Below are 19,378 nucleotides of genomic sequence, written 5' to 3'. Positions count from 1 at the left end.
CATGAACTGGTACGCTGTCTTTGCCATCTATTTCCTGATGTGGGTGATCAGCGCCTTCATCATGTTGCCCTTTGGTATTCGCACCCCGGATGAAACGGGGGAGGTGTTGCTGCGGGGGCAGGCGGACAGCGCGCCCAGCAACTTTCGGCCCGGCCGGGTGGCTATGCGGGCGACGATCCTGTCCGCCGCACTCTTCGCGCTCTATTATGCCAATTATGTGCAGGGCTGGGTAACGCTGGATATGCTGCCGGGCTATCATTCCGGGCGATGAGCGCAGTTGTGCGCATCGTTCGGGCCGAGGCCGCTCATGTCGAACGATGGGCGCTGATGCGGCATGCGCTGTGGCCGGACGGCTTGATCGACGAGCATCGGGACGAGATATTGGCGATGCTCCGCGAAGGCGGAGCCGATGCTCTGGCCCTGCTGGCGATCGATGCGGCGGAGGAGCCTGTCGGCTTTGCCGAAGCGGCGCTGCGGCATGATTATGTCAACGGGTGCGATAGCAGTCCGGTGCTGTTTCTGGAGGGCATCTATGTCGAGCCGTCGGCGCGCCTGGCCGGAGCGGCGCGGAAGTTGACCGATGCGGTGATGGATTGGGGCAAAGGCCGGGGCTGTACCGAAATGGCGTCCGACGCCGATCTGGCCAATCAGGCAAGCCATGATTTTCATGCGGCGATCGGCTTTGTCGAGACGGAACGGGTCGTCTACTTCCGCCGGATGATCGAATAGGTCAGAGTTGCAGGATCGTGACCCGGTCGCCGGACGATGCTGCGGGTGATCCGGCGGGACGCAAGATCAGGCAGTCGGCCTGCGCCATGGCGGCGGTGGCGGCGCTGTCCTGCGAGGTGACGGAAACGATGCCATCCGGACTGCGGAAGGCGCGCAGATAATCGTCCCGCTCGGCGGTGGCCGGAAGCGGCGCGGCGAGCGTGGATTCACCCGTCAGGGGCAGCGGATTGGCGGCGCCACAAATATGGCGGACCAGCGGCAGCAGGAACAGCGTGCCGGTGACGAAGGCCGACACCGGATTGCCGGGCAGGCCCAAAAACAAGGCATCATTCAGGCGACCAGCCATCAGCGGCTTGCCTGGGCGCATGCGGATTTTCCAGAAATCGAGCGAGCCGCCGGCCTTAAGGAAGGCGGGGCGCACCAGATCATGGTCGCCGACTGACGCGCCGCCGGTGGAAACGATGATGTCCGCCTGCGCCGCCTGTTCCAGCGCGGCGACCATGGCGTCCAGATCGTCGGGCACGATGCCGAGATCAATGACTTCGCAGGGCAGCGTGGCGAGCATGGCGGCCAGCATCGGCGCATTGGACGAAGGCAGAAAGCCGGGGGGCGTGGGCAGGCCGGGTGCGACCAGTTCATTGCCGGTGGAGAGTAGAGCGACCTTGGGCCGGGCGCCGACCGGTAACTGGCCATGGCCGCCCAGCACGGCGAGGGCGATCTGGGCCGGGCCGAGAAGCGTACCGGCTTTGAGCAGCAGGCTGTCCCGCGCAAAATCCGATTCGGCGCGGCGGATATGGCGACCGGCGGGCAGGGGATCGGCGCTCGCGGCCAGGCTGTCGCCGTCTCGCGTGGCATTTTCCTGGATCAGGACGGCGTCGGCGCCGGGCGGCAGGGGCGCACCGGTGAAGATGCGCATCGCTTTACCGGAAGCGAGCGGCGCGAGATCGGCTGACCCGGCGGCGCTTTCTCCGATGACCTGCCAGGGGCCGGGATATTCGGCGGCGCGCACGGCATAGCCGTCCATGGCGGACAGGTCGGCCCAGGGCTGGTCGCGCATTGCCAGCACATCCCGCGCCAGCCAGCGACCGGCCGCCTGAGCGATCGGCACGGTTTCGACCGGCAGGTGGCCGGCGAGGGCGAAGAGGCGCGCCTGCGCGTCGGCGACCGGGAGGAGGCTCATGCTGCGCGCCAGTCGCCGGACTTGCCGCCGCTCTTGGCGATCAGGCGGACGCCGCCGATGATCATGCCCTTGTCCAGCGCCTTGGCCATGTCATAGACGGTCAGCAGAGCGACCGAGGCGGCGGTCAGCGCCTCCATCTCCACGCCGGTCTGGCCAGCGGTGCGGGCGGTGGCGGTGACGGTGACGCCGCTATCGTCGAGGGCGAAGTCGACCGTCACGGCACTGAGTGCGATCGGGTGGCAGAGTGGGATGAGATCGGCGGTCTTCTTGGCCGCCATGATGCCCGCGACCCGCGCCACGGCGAGGACGTCGCCCTTTTTGACCAGCCCATCCGCGATCGCTTTGGCCGCTTCGCCGCTCATGTCGATGCGGCCGGAGGCAACGGCTTCGCGGGCCGTCACTGCCTTGGCACCGACATCGACCATGCGCACCGCGCCATCCTCGTCCAGATGGGTGAGGCCGGTCATTGCCCGGTCAGGAGATTGTGCGTGGCCGCCTCGACATCGGCCTGACGCATCAGGGTTTCGCCGACCAGGAAGCAGCGCACGCCATGGTCGGCCATGGCGACCAGATCGGCATGGGAGCCAAGGCCGCTTTCGGCGACGAAGGTGCAGCCTTCGGGCGCCTTGCCCACCAGTTCATAGGTGCGGGCGAAATCGACGCTGAAGTCGCGCAGATCGCGGTTGTTGACGCCGATCAGGCGCGAGCGGAGTTTGAGCGCGCGCTCCAGTTCGGCTTCGTCATGGACTTCGATCAGGGCGTCCATGCCCAGGCCAAGGGCGGCGTCCTCAATCTCCTGCATCTGGCCGTCGTCCAGCGCGGCGACGATGATCAGGATGGCGTCGGCGCCGAGCGAGCGGCTTTCCAGCACCTGCCAGGGATCGACCAGGAAATCCTTGCGCAGCACGGGCAGGGCGCAGGCGGAGCGGGCGGCCATCAGATAATCGTCATGACCCTGAAAATAGGGTTCGTCTGTGAGGACCGAGAGGCAGGCCGCGCCGCCGGCGGCATAGGCTTGTGCATGGGCGGGCGGATCGAAATCGGCCCGAATAAGCCCCTTGGACGGGCTGGCTTTCTTCACTTCGGCGATCAGGCCGAAGCCGGAGCGGGCGGCATCGTCCAGCGCCTTGCGAAAGCCGCGCGGGGGCGTCTGTTCGCTGGCGCCGGCGTGGAGCGTGGCGATGCTGGTCGCGGCCTTGCGACGGACGACGTCCTCGCGCTTGAAGTCGCAGATTTCGATGAGCTTGTTGGTCATGAGTAAGCAATCCAGCAATTCAGAAGGGCGTTGGCAAGGCCGCGATCGATGGTTTCGGCAGCTTCCTCGACGCCTTCGCGCAGATCATGGGCCGCGTCGGCGACGACAAGGGCGGCAGCGGCGTTCAGCAGCACCGCATCGCGATAGGGGCCGGGCTCGCCCTGAAGCAGGGCGCGCAGGGCGGCGGCGTTGTGGGTGGCGTCCCCGCCCCGGATCGCTTCGACCGGATGGGTGGAGAGGCCGAGTTCGGCGGCGGTCAGGCGGTGCATGGCGACGAGGTCATGGCCCTTCACTTCGGCCATGTCGTTGCCGCCGGCGAGCGAGAGTTCGTCCAGTCCCTCGTCACCCGAAATGATCATCGCCCGGTCGACGCCCAGTTCGGCGAGCGCTTCGGCATAGATGGGGACATAGGCCGGGCGGGCGATGCCGACGAGCTGGCGGCGGACATTGGCCGGGTTGGCGAGCGGTCCCATCAGGTTGAAGATGGTACGCTCGCCGATCGCCTTGCGGATCGGGCCGAGGCGTTTGAGCGCGGGATGGTAATTTTGCGCGAAGAGGAAGCAGATGCCGAGATCGGTCAGGGTGGCTTCGGCAGTGGCGGCGGCCTTGTCGAGGTTGAGACCGAGCGCTTCGAGCGTATCGGCAGCGCCCGCCTTTGACGAAGCGGCGCGGTTGCCATGCTTGGCGACAGGGACACCGGCTGCCGCCACGACAAGGGAGACGGCGGTGGAGACGTTGAGCGTGTGATGGCCATCACCCCCGGTGCCGCAGACGTCGATCGCGCCGGCCGGAGCGCTGACCGGGATCATCCGGGCGCGCATGGCGCGGGCGGCCGCGGCGATTTCGGTCGCCGTTTCGCCGCGCCGGGCCATAGTGACGAGGAAGGCGGCGATATCCTCTTCCGGCAGATCGGCATCGAACAGCAGGTCAAAGGCCGTGGCGGCGGCGGCGGCGGAGAGCGGTGCGGAAGGATCGGGCAGGCTGGTCATCGCCTCTGCCTTAGTCGGCGGGGGGCGGTAGTGTCGAGGGGGCGCACATGCTTAACTTCGCATATTTCCCGCAAATCCTGACATATAATTTCCTATTCGGGTCATATTCGCAATGGATGCCGGGGCAGTATAGACGCGCCTGCCCGGATAGGACAATTATGGGGTGGAAGGTTCGGCAAAGCCGTCTTTTGCCAGAGGAGCGGTCGCCTGAATGACGGTGGCTTTGCCCGGACCCAGAAGATAGTTGTTTGCTGCGACGCAGAGATAGGGGCGCTCAGGCAGATTATCGGCATCGCGGCGCAGTGCGGGCCATTTGCCGGTGCAGTCCGATGTCTTGCAACGGCAGAGCAGGAGGTCGGAGGGCGTGCCTTCCTCCGGCGTCAGGCGCTCCGTGAAGGTGCGTTCCTGTTGCGTGTCGGGCGGGACATGGGCGAATGCGGCTTTGCGTGCGGTTAGCCGGGCGAAATTTTGCCGGGCTTCCTTCGCCCACGGCGGACTGTCATAATAGGGCTCGCTCAGCCGGACGAAAGCATTCTGATCCCGTTGCGCTAGCGCGTTGAACAGGGCGTGGGCTGCGTCTCGCATCGCGGGAAGTGCGGGCCAGTCAGTGGGCGCATCCATGATATCGCGCTGTTCCGGCGGCACTTCCGCTTCGGTCAGGCGCATGGGGCGTGTCGGATCGATCACCCGGATATGGGACGGGCTGATATAGGTGGCGAGGGAGGTGTGGCAGTAGCCACTGACCATGATGAAATCATTTTGCGCGGCAGCCTGCATTTCGGCGACAGCATCATGCGCGTCCTGACAACTGCCGACCCGACCCGTGACTTCGAGTGTGGCCGGCTGCTGTATTTGGCGACGTGAAGTTTCGCGATTGGGAAGAAGCAGGATCGACCGGCGAGCGCCTGCGCCAAAAGGCGGGGTCTGTTCGGTCAGGGCTTGTCGATCGGCATAAACGTGACGATCGACACCTATCCCCCGTACCCGTACGCATTGACCGGCCCAGTCGCGATATTGGGACTGGATGGTTTCAATGTCTGTGGGCTTGGCTGTAGCCGGAGAACAGCGATCGGTGGATTTTGCCGAAGCCGTGCCGGCAAGGGCCAGCAGCGGGGTGGCGATCAGGAGAGCCAGTCGCCGCCGCATGGCCGGGTCAGGCTGCTTCGCGTTCCCGCACGGGCAGTCCGGCGATGCGCAGGAAATTGGCCAGCATGTCATGGCCATGTTCGGTGGCGATGCTTTCCGGGTGGAACTGCACCGAATGGATCGGCAGGCTCGCGTGGCGGAAGCCCATGACCGAGCCGTCTTCGCTGGTCGCGTTGACGACCAGCGTGTCGGGAATATTCTCCACGATCAGCGAATGATAGCGGGTCGCGGTGAAGGGCGAGGGAAGCCCTTCGAACAGGCCGGTGCCGTCATGGCTGACCGGTGAGGTCTTGCCGTGCATCAGGCCCCCACGGACCACCTGACCGCCGAAATGCTGGCCGATCGCCTGATGGCCCAGGCACACGCCTAGCAACGGCGCGCCGGCATCCGCGCAGGCGGCGACCAGATCCAGGCTGACGCCTGCTTCATTGGGGGTGCAGGGACCGGGCGAAAGCAGGAAGGCCTTCGCCCCGCTGGACAGCGCCTGTCCGGCGGAGATGGCGTCGTTACGGACGACCTCCACCTGTGCGCCAAGCTCCATCAGATAATGGACGAGGTTCCAGGTGAAGCTGTCATAATTGTCGATGACGAGGATCATGACAGAGCCTTAGCGTGACATGCGGGCGGGGGGAAGGGGTCCCATCCCGTTGCTGCATAAAGGCAAAGGGACCGGGCTTTGTCTGGAAAATGCCCTTGCGGGCATTTTCGAAGCGGCACCGGCCCGCTCCCCCGCCCGGCCACCCATAGAATACTGCCGTTGGGTGGCCGGGTGGGGGAGCGGGCCGGTGCCGCTAAATTCGCATTCGGCGAATTTCTAAAAGGAAAATCAGAAGGCGACGGTCAGCGAGGCGGCGATGGTCGTGCCCAGCTTATATTTGTTATAATAGACCTTCGTGCCGCCCTGTTCCTGGAATTCCTGATATTTGCGGCCAGTGATGTTGCGGGCCTCGAATTTCAGTTCGCTGTTGATGCCGCCGGGCAGGGTGATGCCCTGACGCGCGACGAAGTCCAGTTGCAGGCCCGGCTTTTCCTTGATGTCGGGTTGCAGGTTCGGGCCACGGCTGGTGACGCGGGGGCTGGCATAGGTGAGCAGCAGGGTCTGCTGCGACAGCTTGTCCGTATCCTCCAGGCCGAGTTGCAGATTGACCAGATGGTCCGACTGGCCGGTGAGCGGCGCGCCATCCACGAAATAGTCCGACGCCGCCGGCAGATCGCCGGTGGTGTAGGTATAGGGGATGGTGGTGTCGCCTTCGCTGACCTTGAGCTTCGATTGGGTATAGGTATAGTTGGCGATCAGCGCGACGCGGCGGGTCTGGAAGAAGGCCGAATCCCAATTGTCGAGCGGGATATATTTCTGCGCTTCGAACTCGGCGCCGTAGAGCGTGGCTTCCGGTGCGTTGGCGAAGCTGGTCGTCACCGCATAGGTATCGCTGATCGTTGTGTAGGTTTCGATCGGGTTCTTGATCTTTTTGTAGAAGGCCGAGGCCGTCAGACGCTCTTCGCGGCCCATATACCATTCCGCACGGATGTCCGCATTCCACAGTTCGCTGTCCTGGAGGAAGGGGTTGCCGCGATAGAAGCGGTTGGAGTCGGTGTCGATGAAGGGCTGGGCGATCAGTTCGCGGAACTGCGGGCGGGCGAGGGTCTTGGAGCCCGAAGCCCGGAATTGCAGGCCGCCGCCGGCATCATAGGTAAGGGTGACGGCGGGCAGCCAATAGTCGTTCTTGATCTGGTTGAACGGGGTCACGCCGGTCGAATAGACGTCCACACCCGTCACCGACTGGCGGCCGCTTTCATAGCGGACACCGGCATCGATGCTGAGGCCGTCGAACAATTCTGCCTTCACCTGACCATAGCCGGCATGGACGCGCATCGCGGCGTCATAGACCGGATAATTGCCCGAGAAGTCGAGCAGGGTCAGATCGTACAGCTGGATCGTCGCGTCCGACAGCAGATAGTCGGGGCGCAACTGCTGCACGGCGATCGGCAGGTTGGTGGCGTCGAAATGCAGCTCGTAGCGCGACGAGGTGCGCTTCGTGTCGGTATAGGCATAGCCGCCGGTGATCGTGAACTTGGGCGAAATCTTGTAGCTCAGGTCCGCGCCGCCCGACCACAGATCTTCGTTCAGATCGCTGAACGTGACCGAGGCATCGCCGCGCTGGCGATTGAGGGCGTTGACGAAGCGGTCGCCGACCGGATCGATATCGAGATCGCGGTTGGAGCGGACATAGACAAATTCCCGTTCATAGGGGGCTTCGCGCTGCGAATTGGCATAGCCGCCGCGCAGATCGAGGCTGAGTTCGTCGCTGAACTTGAATTCGCCGGTGAACTGGGTGTCGATCAACTGACGTTCATACCAGGCGGTCTGCTGCGTCATATAGTCCGCGCCCTGAATCAGGCCGTCATTCTGGCCGACCGACAGCGCGGCGCGCTTCAGGGTGTCGCGGATATAGAGGTTGGTCCAGCGGACCTTCTGGTCGCCCCATTCCAGACCGAAGCCGAGCAGACCGTTGACCGTCACCTGATTGTCGGTGACGACCTGATGATAATCCTTGCCCGCGCCTTCCGACACGGTGAGCGAAGCCTGCTGGAGATTGTCGCGGGTGCGCCACTTGTTGCTGTAGCCAGCGGTGGCGATGATGCCGAGGCGCGCGTCGCCAATATCCAGCGCGGTGCCGGCGTTGAGCGAGCCGGAGAAGTTGAACGGCAGGCTGTTGGTCCGTTGCAGGACCGACGTGCTGCTGTTGAGGAACTGCATCGACATCGCCTGAAGATCGCTGCGATCCATATTGGCGAAGGGCGTGCCCGAACCGAAGGCCTGCTTCAGCAGCGGCGGTACGTCGCGCGAGCTGTCGTCAAAGCCGGTCCAGTCGGATTTGCTGCCATAATAGGTGTAACCCATCTGGCCCGAACTTTCGGTATTGCCGGCAACGCCGCCGCCGATTTCCAGATAGGATTCGGTCGGGATCGCCTTGGTCGTCAGGTTGATGACGCCGCCGCCAAACTCGCCGGGGAAGTTGGCGGAGAAGCTCTTCTGCACCAGGGTCGATGCGATCACGCTGGTCGGGAAGATATCCAGCGGAACGACGCGCTTGAGCGGTTCCGGGCTGGGGAGGGGCGAACCGTTCAGCAGGGCGAGCGAGTAGCGATCGCCAAGGCCGCGAACATAGACATAGCCGCCAGACACGACCGACAGGCCGGTGACGCGCTGGAGCGAACCGGCGATGTCGCCTTCGCCCGTGCGTTTGATGTCGGCGGCGGACAGGACGTTCACCACCTGCGGTGCGGCCTGCGAGATATTGCTGGTGCGGCGGCCGGTGACGATGATGTCGGAACCGGGGATCGACACATCGACATTGCCTTCCTGCGCGGCGGCCTCATCGGCGGCGCTGGGTGTGGTCGACATGCCGGCATCGCCAGCGGGAGCGGCGGTCGTGTCGGTCTGCGCCATCGCCATAGGTGCGACCAGCGCGGTGGAAATCAGGAGCAGGCGCGCCAGACTGAGCGGCTTCGACATGCTATTAGTCCCCCTTGGGAAAATCAGTGCAAAGAAGGCGGGGAAGCGAGTGCACGCTCCCCCGCCCCTGTTGAGGTCGTGGGTCCGATCAGGTCGTCGGGATGGCGGTGCAGTTGCCGCTGGCGCTGCCGAAGCTGGCGGTCACCGAATTGCAGGTCCAGCCGGCATACCAGGTGTCGCTGCTGTCCTTGACCGCACCGATATAGGCGGTGGTGGTGAAGGCGCTGTCGATCGTCTTGGGGTCGATCGCGGTCACGGCCGTTTCGGTCGCGCCGTTGATGAACAGGCTGGTGAGCGAAGGGGTGTAGGTATAGCTGCTGTTCGCGCCGGCGGTGAAGATCGACTGGACCAGAGCGGCGTCGACGCCGGTGCCGGTGCCTTTGAACGGCGTGCTGTTGCACTGCATCACGACCGACAGGTAGCGCGGCTTGCCGGCGTCCTGAAGGGTGGTGTCAGCATCGCGAACCGCAGCGGCACCGTTGATGCGCAGGCAGCTCTGGTTCGGGCTGACGATGATGCCGTTGACCAGCGCCAGATCGGCGCCGCCGCGCAGCAGCATCGATGCGCCGTCGTCGCCGGTGTTCGAACGCTGGATGTGCGTGAAGTTGGCAACCTTCAGATACTGGCGCGGCAGGGCGTCTTCGCTGGCGTTGCTGTTGGTGGCCGAACCGTTCGAGTCGGTTTCGAGGAAGGTGTCGCCGATATTGTTGCCTTCGCGCTGGGCGGAGATGACGAACTGGGCGGTGCCGCGGAAGCCGACGTCGGTGTCGAGATTATCGTCTTCGTTGCCGGTCAGGACGAGATACTTCATGTTCGCGCTGCCGCCGAAGGCTTCGATGCCGTCGTCCGAGCTGTTGTGAACCTGAATATGGTCGAGGACCGTGCCGGTGCCGACGCCCGAGGGGGTCAGACCCTGCAATTCCCGGCTGTCGGCCAGAACGAAGCCGGAATAGCGGATCTGGACATAGCTGAGGCGGCCCGAATTGTCGGCGTCGTTGGCGCCGCCATACAGGGCGTTGCTGGTGCCTTCGGTGTCGCGTTCGCAGGCGGTGGTGCCAGGTGCTGCGGCAGGCGCCTGACAGTCGGTGATCTTCGCGCGGCCGAGCAGCACGATGCCGCCCCACTGGCCCGACGACTGGTCGGTCGCGGCGCCGGTGACATTTTCGCGGCTGGTGAAGATGATCGGGGCGCTGGCGCTGCCGACGGCGTTGATCTTGTTGCCGCGGTTGACGGCCAGATAGGCGTTGCCGGTGCTGGCGAAGACGACCACGCCCGGATCGATGTTGAGCGTGACGACGCTGTTGGTGCTGGCAGCGCCCTGATCGGTGCCGACATCGACGCGGCCGGGCAGCGAGTAGATCACGCCGGTGGTCTTGGCGATCGCCGTCGTGCTGTTGAAGCGCGAGGGGAAGCCGCAGTTGCGCCAGGTGTTGGTGCCGTCCGTGATGGTGCCCAGATTTTGGAGCTGGTCCGAACCGGCGATGGTCGGGCAGTCGGCCGCAGGCGTCACAGCCGTCGGGGTCGGCGTGGGGGTCGGTGTCGGGGTGGGGGTCGGCGTGGGCGTCGGGGTCGGGATGACGATCGTGCCTTCACCGGGCGAGGCGATGTCGTCGGCGCCGCAGGCGCTCAGGCCCAGGCAGGCGCAGCTCGCCATCAGGATGGTGTGAATACGGTTAATCTTGGCCATGTCGTCTCCGCTCCGGCTGGGCCGGGATTGTTGGAATGCGGAGCGCAGGGGAATTTCGAATCGGACAACGCCCCCTGTCGCCCTCGGTAGGGGCAGTTAGGCGCGGCAAATGACGTGCTTGTTTTGGTTCTGTGACGAAATGGCGTCGTTAAAATGACAGATCGAAGACTCTCGTTTCAATCTGATGACATGGTGAAGGGTGTCGTAAGCAAAGGGCGCCGTCCTAGTCGGACGACGCCCTGCTCCCTGCACCTATGCTGTTGCGATATCAGCGCATTGCGTAGCTTGGATTGAGGCGGTTGAGGGCGCGCTGGGCAATGGTGCGCGACGATTCCTCGCTGCCGTCGGCGAGTGCCAATGTGGTTTCCGGGGCGAAGCGCGCGGAGCGATAGGCCTCACGGGCGGCGGTCATGCGGCCCATGCCGGCATAGGCGTTGCCCAGATTGATCAGGCGGGCAGCGTCGTTGGCGCCGTCCGGCCACATCGCCTGCAACTTGCGGGCGGCGGCGTCATAATCGCGCGCGACCAGCGCCTTGGCGGCCAGATTGCCGTCCGGAACGCCAAGGACGACAACGTCTTCGGCGGCGGCCTGGGCGATTCCCGGCGTCATCGCGGCCAGAGCGAGACCCAGCATCAGCGCGACTTTCTTCATCGACAATCTCCAGAAAAAACTTCCTACTATAGCCGGAAGTATTTCATCTTGATGACAATCGAGCAAGGGCGATCAGGTGCGCGAAAAACGATTTTCTTCTTAGGAAAATCATACACTTATAACTTTTTCATTAGACTGTCATAAAAGCGTAATCGAATGGATTGTGATTTCGCGCTGTCATTCGAATCGGGGTAAGCGTCCGTTGCCGCCATCCGTTCGCGGTCGGCGGACACGGACATGCCTTCACGCTCGCCTGACCGGGCGAGGGAGGTTGATCGCTGTAGGAGTTAAGGTCCGGAGGCTTCTGTTGCCCGGCGCCTCCGGGGGCCGCTGAATTCCCTTCTGTTGCCCGGTGGGTTCAACCGCGCTATTTTAGGGTAATGTCAGGCCGTGAGGCCCTCAATTACGCTGCAATGGCGAGTGCTTCGTTATCGTTGGCACTTGTGAGTTTTGCACAGTTTAACGGCTTACACGGGCCGGGTAAAAACATCGCCTTTGAACACACGTCGATCCTAGTTCGGCCCCGTCAGACACCCCGTTGAGAACGGGGTATGTGGTGGAACCGCCGGGTACTGCCCCCGGGTCCGCTGCGTCTATTACACGACATAATTTATCACCATAGCCGGGCGAACCCGGCAGCCCCTATATGGAGCGGTGCGGGCGATTTATCAAGTCGTTGCTGGCGGGAACGGAGAACAGAATGTGCATCATGGCGATGGCTTGGGATACGCATCCGCGCTGGCCTCTCGTCCTGATCGGCAATCGTGACGAATATCATGCCCGGCCGACCGCGCCGCTGGCGCACTGGGCGGACCGTAAAGGCGTGATCGCCGGGCGCGATCTGCGGTCGGGCGGCACATGGCTGGGCGTGTCGGAAGAGGGGCGCGCAGCGATCGTCACCAATTTGCGGGGCTATGGCGGTCCTGATCCCGATCGGGCGTCACGCGGGGCGCTGGTGACGGATTTGCTGGCGGGGGATGGCCTGTATGCCGATCCGGCACAGGCGGTGATCGGCGATTTCAATCCGTTCAATCTGATCCTGATCGACGGGGCGGGCGCGCATTTCCTGACCAACCGGCCGGAGCCGATCCGAACCATGCTGGGGCCGGGGCTCTACGGCCTGTCGAACGGCGCGCTGGATGCGCCATGGCCCAAGACGCTGACGTTGAAGGCTGCGTTGTTGGGCTGGCTGATGGCGGGGGCGGAACGGCCGGAAATATTGTTCGACGCCCTGCGGCAGGACAATCTGTCGGATGCGGGCATCGCGCCCGACGCACCGTCGGATGCGCCGGACGAAGCGGCGGCATCGCCGATCTTCATTCGCCATCCACTCTATGGCACGCGGTGCAGCAGCATCGTGGCGATCGGCCGGGATGGGCGCGGCCAGATATTTGAGCGGCGGTTCGATGCGGGCGGGGAGCAGGCGGGCGAAACCGTCATTGGCTTTGACTGGCGTAACGAGAGTTAGCCCCAGGGGCGTTCGCGATACCATTTGGTGATGACGTGCTTGACGCCGCTGCGCACCTTCATGCCGTGGTGGAGGCTGGCCGGGTTGGGCTGGCCATCGGGCAGGCGATTATTCCAGGCGAGCAGCTTGCCACTTTCGGGCTGCACCATCTTGCCGATCTTCGTGAAGCGGGTCGCGCCCCCCGCCGCCGGTTCGTTCAGATAGATCATCAGCGTCCAGGTGCGGTTGCCGGCGACGCCGCAATATTTGGGGTAATCCGCGCCCTTGGGATCGAAATAGTCGGTATGCGCCTTGAATTCCTGCCCCGCGGCATAGCGTTGGCCCTGAATGGGTTCGCCATGCGCGGTGGCGATGCCGGCAAAGGCATCTAGTCGCGCATTGATCGCGGCAACGAAGGGATCGCTATGATCCAGATCGCATGTCTCGCTGGTGCGGAAGTACGTGTCGCCATTGGCGTCGGCGATGGTTGAGGGGCGACGCTGCGTATCGATTCGCTCGACCAGCGCCGCGCATTCCTCCGCGGTCAGGAAGTTCCGCTGGATGAAGAGCGTCAAATCCCTGTTCGGCACGCGCTGGATGCGCGGATGGGCTCCGATCAAGAGCGGATCGCCATCGATGGCGAGGGGGGTGACGATGGTTGTGGTTGCGGTCATGACGGGCCCTGCCGGGATAAGGTGCAGCTAAGAGACTGTTTGAAAATGGATGCAGGTCGGTCTGCCGGTGCTTTTGCACACTGGCGGCGTCGCGATGTCACCACGATGCACCGCATCGCGGTTTCGATCCCTCCTAGCCAGCCCTCAACCGCACCATTCTCGAACAGTCTCTAAGACGTCGCCACAGCTATCGTTCAGCCTTGCAAATGCAAGGGGTGCGATGCATGTCATATTACCGTCACATAATTGTCATTCTCCAGTAAGATCACCTGCCTAGCAGGCTCTCAACTTGACGGGGGCTTGGGTCAAAATCATGCGGGTGCCGTTTGGCGACAAGATAAGCGGCTTCGGGCGCGGGAGGGGGCAATTCTTTCCGGCGTTCGACTGGCTTGCGTGGATCGAGCGGGGGCTGCTTGTCCTGCTGGCGCTGTTGATGGTGCGGCTGATCTGGGTGATCGTGACGCCGGTCGGCAGTTTCGGGCCATGGGAAGGGCGGCAGGCGCAATTGCTGTCCCCCAATGCGCGGCAGGCGCTGTTCGCCAGTTTCGATCCCTTTTTCCGTAGCGAAGCGCCGCAGCCGGGCGGTGGGGTCGTCACCTCGCTGGCGCTGACCGTCTATGGCATCCGTCTGAATGAAGGGTCGGGGCTGGGGTCGGCGATCGTCGCCGGGCCGGACGGCGTGCAGAACAGCTTTGCCGTGGGCGACGAAATCCTGCCGGGCGTAGTGCTGAAATCGGTGGCCTTCGATCATGTGACGATCGACCGGGGCGGGGCGGAGGAGCAAGTGTTCCTCGACCAGTCTACGCCTGCACCGGAAGCGACGCCGGCCGCGCCTGAAAGCGGGCAGGGCTGGCAGAGCGCCGCGCCGCCGCCGCAGGCGCCGCCTGCCGGTTCCGCAGGGCCGACCGTCGACAGCCTGAAGCGGGAAATCGGCTTTGCGCCGCGCATGCAGAATGGCCGTGTCACGGGCCTTGCCGTCATGGCCAAGGGCCCCGCCTTTGCTGGCGCGGGCTTCCATCCCGGCGACATCGTCAGCAAGGTCAACGGCCAGCCGGTCGGCGACCTGCAATCGCTCCAGAACCAGATCGCGCCCGGTGCGCGCCTTTCCCTGACCGTAGAGCGCGGCGCCGCCGTCGCGACCGTCAACCTGATAGTGCAAGGCCAATGACCCGCAAATTCCTTCTTTCCGCTGCCATGGCCCTTGCTCTGGCGACGCCGATCGCTGCCTCCGCGCAGCAGACTTTGAACGTCCGTGACGCCGATATCCGGGCCTTCATTCAGGATGCGGCGCGGGTGACGGGGCGCACCTTCATCATCGACAACAAGGTGCAGGGCAAGGTGTCGGTCGTGACAGACCGGCCGCTCAGCCGATCGGAATATTTCGAGATTTTCCTGTCGACCCTGCGTGCCAACGGGCTGGTCGCGGTGCCAGCGCCCGGTGGCGCTTATCGCATCCAGCCGGTCGATGGCGCGGCGGGCCAGCCGAGCGGCGTGGGCAGCGCGGCCAATCGCAACAGCTTCGTTACCGAAGTCTTCCGCCTGCGATCGATCGATGCGGCGAGCGCGCTGGAAACGCTGCGTCCGCTGGTGAGCAAGGAAGGCTCCGTTACGGCCAACCGGGCAGGCAACAGCGTGGTCGTGGCGGACTATGCGGATAATGTCGCGCGCATCCGGCAGGTGATCGCCCGGGTCGATCGCGACACGGCGGCGACGCAGATGGTGATGCTGAAAAATGCCGGCGCGCGCGAGATCGCGACCTCGCTTCAGGCGCTGGTCGCGAGCGGCGGCGGCGAGAATGCCGCGCCGTCGGCCGCGACGGTTGTGCCGATCGACAGCAGCAATGCGGTCGCGATCCGGGGGGACGCCAATACCGTCGCGCGGCTGGCGGCGATGGCCCGCCAGTTGGATCAGCAGGCGGCGAGCGGTACGGAAATCCGCGTCTATTGGCTGGAACATGCCGATGCCGAAAAGCTGTTGCCGGTGCTTCAGCAACTTGTGGGGCAATCGACCAGCCAGCCGGTGAGTTCCGACGCGCCCGCGAGCAAGGGCAGCGCTGCCCCCGCTTCGCAGGCGGCGGCGCCGGTGGCAGCCTCCTCCGGCTCCTCCTCTTCGGCAGGAGGCATCAACACGCGCGGCCCGGCGATCGTCACCCGTTATGAAGGCGCCAATGCGATCATCGTGGCGGCGAACAGCGACGTGCAGCGGATGCTGGGTGAAACCATCCGCCAGATCGATACGCGGCGCGAACAGGTGCTGGTTGAGGCGATCATTGTCGAAATCAGCGACGCCGCCGCCAAGAAATTGGGCGTGCAATTTCTGTTGGGCAGCACATCGACCGGTTTTGCGGCAACCAACTATAGCAACGCATCGCCCAATCTGCTGACACTGGCAGGGGCCTATGGCGCGGACAAGCTGGGCACCACCAAGACGACGGTGGTGGCGGCCGACGGCACGACCACGACGACCGAGACACAGACCAACAGCGATCTGGCCAGCACGCTCCAGTCGGCGGCGCTGACCAGCCTGCAAAGCGCCACCGGCGCGATCGGTGCGCTGGGCGGGAGCATCGGCAAGAACGGCATTTTCGGCGCGATCATCAATGCGGTGAAGTCCGACACGAAGAGCAATCTTCTGTCGACGCCGTCGATCATGACGCTGGACAATCAGAAGGCGTCGATCCTGGTCGGGCAGCAGGTGCCGGTGACGACCGGGGAAGCGCTGAGCCAGAATTTCGACAACCAGTTCCGCACGGTGCAGCGGCAGGATGTCGGCATCAAGCTGGAGGTCAAGCCCCAGATCAACACCGGCGGCGCGATCAAGCTGTTCCTGAAGCAGGAAGTGTCGAGCGTGGCCGGGCCAGTCAGCAACAGCAACAGCGACCTCATCATCAACAAGCGCGAAATCGAGACGACCGTCACGGTGGATGATGGCGAGATATTGGCGCTGGGCGGCCTGCTGGATGATAATGAGCGCCGCACGATCGAGCGTATTCCGCTGCTGTCGGACATTCCGGGCATCGGCGAATTGTTCAAATCGCGCAGCAACAGCCGGTCGAAGACGAACCTGATGGTCTTCATCCGGCCGACCATATTGCGGTCCAAGGAGGATGCGCAGAAGCTGACGCAGCAACGCTATGGCTATGTGCGCGGCATGCAGTTGCAGCGCGATCCGCAGTCCGAACCGACGATCGACGAACTGGTGCGCGACTATATGGGCGCGACGCCGCCGATCGCTGCGCCGCAGCCGGGCGATGCGGTGGCGCAACCGGGCGCGTCGGCTGATCCGCAAGTCATCGAACCCACGGTCCGCCAGTCGAGCGGCGTTGTTCGCCCGGTCGAAATCCCCGCCAGCGGAGAACGCAAGTGAGCGACGAAACGCACGCTGTTGCTGCGAACCGTCCCATCGACATCCCTTATGGCTTTGCGCGCAAGCATGGCGTGGTCATGCTGCCACCCGAAGGCGAACGGCTGACCATCGCGGTGCGTGACGGCAGCGATCCGCGCGTGCTGCTGGAAGTGCGGCGGCATCTGGCGCGCAGTTTCGACGTGCGATTCGTGGAGCCGGCGCAGTTCGACCGGCATCTGTCCGAGCATTATGCGATGGATGGCAGCGCGGCGGCGATGGCGGGATCGCTGGAGGTTGGCGCGGACGAACTGGATATATTGGCGGCCGACATTCCGACCGCCGACGATCTGCTCGACAGCGCGGACGACGCGCCGGCGATCCGCCTGATCAATGGCATCATTGCCGAGGCGGCGCGACAGGGCGTGTCGGATATCCATATCGAACCCTATGAAACCGGCCTGATCGTGCGCATGCGCATCGACGGCGTGCTGCGCGAGACGCTGCGCATGCCGCCGCATGTCGCGCCGGTGGTGGTGAGCCGCATCAAGGTGATGGCGCGGCTCGACATTGCCGAACGGCGCGTGCCGCAGGACGGGCGCATCGGCCTGACGCTGGGCGGCAAGCTGCTCGATGTGCGCGTCTCGACCCTGCCGAGCCGGGCGGGCGAGCGGGTGGTGCTGCGTATTCTCGACAAGGAAAATGCCGGCATCACGCTCGACCTGCTGGGCATGACCGGCGCGCCGGACCGGATTTTCAGGGAAGGGCTGAGCGAGCCTAACGGTATCATTCTCGTAACCGGGCCTACGGGTTCGGGCAAGACGACGACGCTTTATGCCGGTTTGCGGACGCTGAACGATGGCAGCCGCAACATCCTGACCGTCGAAGATCCGGTCGAATATGCGATCGAGGGTGTCGGCCAGACGCAGGTGAATGCCAAGGTCGGGCTGACCTTCGCGGCGGGGCTGCGCGCGATTCTGCGGCAGGACCCTGACGTGGTGATGGTCGGCGAAATCCGTGACCGGGAGACGGCGGAGATCGCGGTGCAGGCATCGCTGACCGGGCATCTGGTGCTGTCGACCGTGCATACCAATGATGCCGTCGGCGCCATCACCCGGATGCGCGACATGCGGGTCGAACCGTTCCTGCTGGCTTCCACGCTGCGCGCGGTGATCGCCCAGCGGCTGGTGCGGCGGCTGTGCCAGCATTGCCGCGAGCCGGTGCAGGCGGACAAGTCGGCCAGTGCGTTGCTGGGCTTCGATCCCGGCACGATCATCTATCGGGCGAAGGGCTGCGAGGAATGCAGCGGCACCGGCTATAAGGGCCGGATCGGCGTGTTCGAGGCGATCCGGGTGGACGACACGATCCGCCGCCTGATCAATGACGGTGGCGATGAATCGCTGATCGCGCGTCACGCTTTCCTGAACGCCCCCAATCTGGGATCGGCCGCGCGCGCGCTGGTGCGCGATGGCCAGACCACGGCGGAGGAGGCGATCCGCGTATCGCGGCGCGATGCGGTCGAGGCGGAAACTATCGCCGATGGCTGATTTCGACTATGTGGCGATCGACCCGGCGGGCAAGGAGCGTGGCGGGAAGGTCAAGGCCGACACGATCGAGGATGCGCGGGCGAAGCTGGACGCGCGCAAGCTGTTCGTCGTGCGGCTGGAGCCGGGCGCGGTGGAGGCGGCGCGCAAGCGGGCGGGCCTGTCGCTGCGCGCGCCGCGATTGTCGTCCAAGGAATTGACGCTGTTTACCCGCCAGCTTTCCACGCTGATCCAGGTCAGCCCGCTGGAAGAATCGCTGCGCACCATCGGCAAACAGAGCGAGCAGGATCATGTCCGCGCGATCGTGGGCAAGGTGCATGGCGGCGTGCTGGAAGGGCGGCGGCTGGCCGATGCGCTGGGTGCGGAGCCGAAGAGTTTCCCGCCGCTCTATCGCGCGATGATTTCCGCCGGTGAAAGCTCGGGCAGCCTGCCCACGATCATGGAGCGTCTGTCCGACCTGATGGAGCGGCAGGCGGTGATGCGATCGAAGGTGCTGACCGCGATTGCATATCCATCCGTGCTGGCAGCCTTTGCGGTTTTCGTGGTCGCCGCGCTGATGATCTTCGTCGTGCCCAAGGTGGTGGAGCAGTTCGATACGGTGGGGCAGGAATTGCCGTTCCTGACGCGGATGGTGATGGCGATTTCCGCCTTCCTCGCTGGCTATTGGTGGCTGCTGCTGATCCTGATGGCGCTGGCGGGCGTGGGTTTCTGGCGGGCGATGAAGGTCGAGAGTTTTCGCTATCGCTTCGACGCTATGCTGCTGCGCCTGCCGCTGCTGGGGCGATTGATCCGCGACCTGCATGCGGCGCGGATGGCGCGGACCTTATCCACGATGATCGCGAGCCGGTTGCCGTTGATGGAAGGCCTGTCGCTGACCGCCAATACCGTTCACAATCGGGTGCTGCGCAAGGCCTCGGACCAGATTGTCGAGGCGATCCGGGGCGGCGGCAGCCTGTCCGCCGCGCTGCGCCGGGCGGGTGTGTTTCCGCCATTGCTGGTCTATCTGGCGGCGAGCGGGGAAAGCGCGGGGCGGCTCGATACGATGCTGGAGCGCGCGGCAGATTATCTGGAGCGCGAGTTCGACAGCTTCACCTCGGCCGCTCTGGCGATGCTGGAGCCGATCATCATCATACTGATGGGCGGCATCGTCGCCGTCATCATCCTGTCCATCCTGCTGCCGATCTTGCAGCTGCAAAGCCTCACCGGGGCTTGAAGG

General features: G+C 64.4%; 17 protein-coding genes and 1 other RNA gene. 7 read left to right on the top strand and 11 right to left on the bottom strand.

The annotated features are described in order from the left end of the window. Position 1: 1 nt before the first annotated feature. Positions 2-271: a DUF1467 family protein gene (locus BMX92_RS03505; RefSeq protein ID WP_093011906.1), complete on the top strand. Its 270-nt coding sequence runs from the start codon at positions 2-4 to the stop codon at positions 269-271. 8 nt (positions 272-279) lie between these two features. Then, positions 280-729 carry an aminoglycoside 6'-N-acetyltransferase gene (aac(6'), locus tag BMX92_RS03500; RefSeq protein ID WP_256213256.1) on the top strand — a complete coding sequence of 150 codons (450 nt, stop codon included), beginning with the start codon at positions 280-282 and terminating at the stop codon, positions 727-729. Position 730: 1 nt separating this feature from the next. Here the strand turns inward: aac(6') and glp are convergent, their stop codons facing one another. From glp to ssrA, 10 genes are all read right to left on the bottom strand, one after another. Further along, positions 731-1,909 carry a molybdopterin molybdotransferase MoeA gene (gene glp / locus BMX92_RS03495; protein ID WP_093011900.1) on the bottom strand — a complete coding sequence of 393 codons (1,179 nt, stop codon included), beginning with the start codon at positions 1,907-1,909 and terminating at the stop codon, positions 731-733. Then, a complete protein-coding gene (gene moaC, locus BMX92_RS03490; protein WP_093011897.1) occupies positions 1,906-2,376 on the bottom strand; it encodes a cyclic pyranopterin monophosphate synthase MoaC in 471 nt (156 codons plus the stop codon). Before moaC ends, glp begins: the two co-directional genes overlap by 4 nt. After that, positions 2,373-3,164 carry an indole-3-glycerol phosphate synthase TrpC gene (gene trpC / locus BMX92_RS03485; protein WP_093011894.1) on the bottom strand — a complete coding sequence of 264 codons (792 nt, stop codon included), beginning with the start codon at positions 3,162-3,164 and terminating at the stop codon, positions 2,373-2,375. Before trpC ends, moaC begins: the two co-directional genes overlap by 4 nt. Continuing rightward, a complete protein-coding gene (gene trpD / locus BMX92_RS03480; protein WP_093011891.1) occupies positions 3,161-4,153 on the bottom strand; it encodes an anthranilate phosphoribosyltransferase in 993 nt (330 codons plus the stop codon). The genes trpC and trpD overlap by 4 nt, the downstream gene beginning before the upstream one ends. A gap of 156 nt (positions 4,154-4,309) precedes the next feature. Beyond that, entirely contained in the window at positions 4,310-5,299 is a 990-nt protein-coding gene (locus BMX92_RS26825) for a hypothetical protein (RefSeq protein WP_143066717.1), read from the bottom strand. 7 nt (positions 5,300-5,306) lie between these two features. Then, positions 5,307-5,897 (bottom strand): anthranilate synthase component II, encoded by a 591-nt coding sequence (locus tag BMX92_RS03470; RefSeq protein WP_093011883.1) that lies wholly within the window; start codon positions 5,895-5,897, stop codon positions 5,307-5,309. A gap of 228 nt (positions 5,898-6,125) precedes the next feature. Next, positions 6,126-8,816 (bottom strand): TonB-dependent receptor domain-containing protein, encoded by a 2,691-nt coding sequence (locus tag BMX92_RS03465; protein ID WP_093011880.1) that lies wholly within the window; start codon positions 8,814-8,816, stop codon positions 6,126-6,128. An 88-nt stretch (positions 8,817-8,904) separates the two neighbouring features. Continuing rightward, the gene (locus tag BMX92_RS03460; RefSeq protein WP_093011877.1) at positions 8,905-10,503 is read right to left on the bottom strand and encodes a hypothetical protein; all 1,599 of its coding nucleotides are present in this window, start codon (positions 10,501-10,503) and stop codon (positions 8,905-8,907) included. A 268-nt stretch (positions 10,504-10,771) separates the two neighbouring features. Then, positions 10,772-11,155: a hypothetical protein gene (locus tag BMX92_RS03455; RefSeq protein WP_093011874.1), complete on the bottom strand. Its 384-nt coding sequence runs from the start codon at positions 11,153-11,155 to the stop codon at positions 10,772-10,774. 331 nt (positions 11,156-11,486) lie between these two features. Beyond that, positions 11,487-11,831, bottom strand: a transfer-messenger RNA (tmRNA) gene (ssrA, locus tag BMX92_RS03450). A 24-nt stretch (positions 11,832-11,855) separates the two neighbouring features. Here ssrA and BMX92_RS03445 point away from each other — a divergent pair. Next, positions 11,856-12,623 (top strand): NRDE family protein, encoded by a 768-nt coding sequence (locus BMX92_RS03445; protein WP_093011871.1) that lies wholly within the window; start codon positions 11,856-11,858, stop codon positions 12,621-12,623. Here BMX92_RS03445 and BMX92_RS03440 read toward each other — a convergent pair. Continuing rightward, positions 12,620-13,276: a prolyl hydroxylase family protein gene (locus tag BMX92_RS03440; RefSeq protein ID WP_093011868.1), complete on the bottom strand. Its 657-nt coding sequence runs from the start codon at positions 13,274-13,276 to the stop codon at positions 12,620-12,622. The genes BMX92_RS03445 and BMX92_RS03440 overlap by 4 nt on opposite strands. A 313-nt stretch (positions 13,277-13,589) precedes the next feature. On the opposite strand from BMX92_RS03440, the gene BMX92_RS03435 reads away from it, so the two are divergent. Genes BMX92_RS03435 through gspF form a run of 4 tightly spaced genes read left to right on the top strand, consistent with a single transcriptional unit; the run spans position 13,590 to position 19,375 of the window. Continuing rightward, positions 13,590-14,444: a type II secretion system protein N gene (locus tag BMX92_RS03435; protein WP_093011865.1), complete on the top strand. Its 855-nt coding sequence runs from the start codon at positions 13,590-13,592 to the stop codon at positions 14,442-14,444. Further along, the gene (gene gspD / locus BMX92_RS03430; RefSeq protein ID WP_093011862.1) at positions 14,441-16,642 is read left to right on the top strand and encodes a type II secretion system secretin GspD; all 2,202 of its coding nucleotides are present in this window, start codon (positions 14,441-14,443) and stop codon (positions 16,640-16,642) included. Before BMX92_RS03435 ends, gspD begins: the two co-directional genes overlap by 4 nt. Further along, a complete protein-coding gene (gspE, locus tag BMX92_RS03425; RefSeq protein ID WP_093011859.1) occupies positions 16,639-18,165 on the top strand; it encodes a type II secretion system ATPase GspE in 1,527 nt (508 codons plus the stop codon). Before gspD ends, gspE begins: the two co-directional genes overlap by 4 nt. Beyond that, complete coding sequence (gene gspF / locus BMX92_RS03420; RefSeq protein WP_093011856.1) at positions 18,158-19,375, top strand: type II secretion system inner membrane protein GspF; 1,218 nt, start codon at positions 18,158-18,160, stop codon at positions 19,373-19,375. The genes gspE and gspF overlap by 8 nt, the downstream gene beginning before the upstream one ends. Positions 19,376-19,378 lie beyond the last annotated feature (3 nt).

The organism is Sphingobium sp. YR768 (assembly GCF_900111125.1).
Classification (GTDB): domain Bacteria; phylum Pseudomonadota; class Alphaproteobacteria; order Sphingomonadales; family Sphingomonadaceae; genus Sphingobium.
This window is presented reverse-complemented; position numbering and strand designations above follow the sequence as displayed.

Bases quoted from the DNA above. Each gene is read 5' to 3' on its own strand.
- gspD (WP_093011862.1), top strand. From the start codon at position 14,441: ATGACCCGCAAATTCCTTCTTTCCGCTGCCATGGCCCTTGCTCTGGCG.
- moaC (WP_093011897.1), bottom strand. From the start codon at position 2,376: ATGACCGGCCTCACCCATCTGGACGAGGATGGCGCGGTGCGCATGGTC.
- trpD (WP_093011891.1), bottom strand. From the start codon at position 4,153: ATGACCAGCCTGCCCGATCCTTCCGCACCGCTCTCCGCCGCCGCCGCC.
- BMX92_RS26825 (WP_143066717.1), bottom strand. From the start codon at position 5,299: ATGCGGCGGCGACTGGCTCTCCTGATCGCCACCCCGCTGCTGGCCCTT.
- BMX92_RS03470 (WP_093011883.1), bottom strand. From the start codon at position 5,897: ATGATCCTCGTCATCGACAATTATGACAGCTTCACCTGGAACCTCGTC.
- trpC (WP_093011894.1), bottom strand. From the start codon at position 3,164: ATGACCAACAAGCTCATCGAAATCTGCGACTTCAAGCGCGAGGACGTC.
- gspF (WP_093011856.1), top strand. From the start codon at position 18,158: ATGGCTGATTTCGACTATGTGGCGATCGACCCGGCGGGCAAGGAGCGT.
- BMX92_RS03465 (WP_093011880.1), bottom strand. From the start codon at position 8,816: ATGTCGAAGCCGCTCAGTCTGGCGCGCCTGCTCCTGATTTCCACCGCG.
- BMX92_RS03445 (WP_093011871.1), top strand. From the start codon at position 11,856: ATGTGCATCATGGCGATGGCTTGGGATACGCATCCGCGCTGGCCTCTC.
- BMX92_RS03435 (WP_093011865.1), top strand. From the start codon at position 13,590: ATGCGGGTGCCGTTTGGCGACAAGATAAGCGGCTTCGGGCGCGGGAGG.
- glp (WP_093011900.1), bottom strand. From the start codon at position 1,909: ATGAGCCTCCTCCCGGTCGCCGACGCGCAGGCGCGCCTCTTCGCCCTC.
- BMX92_RS03460 (WP_093011877.1), bottom strand. From the start codon at position 10,503: ATGGCCAAGATTAACCGTATTCACACCATCCTGATGGCGAGCTGCGCC.
- BMX92_RS03505 (WP_093011906.1), top strand. From the start codon at position 2: ATGAACTGGTACGCTGTCTTTGCCATCTATTTCCTGATGTGGGTGATC.
- BMX92_RS03440 (WP_093011868.1), bottom strand. From the start codon at position 13,276: ATGACCGCAACCACAACCATCGTCACCCCCCTCGCCATCGATGGCGAT.
- BMX92_RS03455 (WP_093011874.1), bottom strand. From the start codon at position 11,155: ATGAAGAAAGTCGCGCTGATGCTGGGTCTCGCTCTGGCCGCGATGACG.